This is a genomic window from Bartonella sp. AA86SXKL (assembly GCF_042196885.1).
In genome coordinates, this window is the sequence record NZ_JBHIRE010000237.1 from 526 (window position 1) to 813 (window position 288).

1 pseudogene is annotated in these 288 nt (G+C 40.6%); it reads left to right on the forward strand.

The features are described from left to right. Positions 1–288: pseudogene (locus ACFIO5_RS11215) on the forward strand (hypothetical protein); the annotation flags it as partial.

Sequence of the window (288 nt, forward strand, 5' to 3'; positions counted from 1 at the left end):
TGCTCCTACTTATGGTACAGGTAAGCCAGCTTCGTTACAGTTTTTTGAAGATGTTGCTAATATTACTTCGTTAACACCAACAAACAACAATAGTCAGCTTGTTATGAAGCCTCATCCAAAACTTGTGATGCCAAGCTCTAGTGCTCTTCGATTTTTGCCACCACCGCAGCAAGATGTGGCACAAGAGAGCTCTTTCAATGGGAAAGCGACATTGAATCAACATACTGGTAGTGGTAAAGTTTTTGGTTTCCCCAAAAAAGTATCCTCAATGAATGGGGATATTGATAG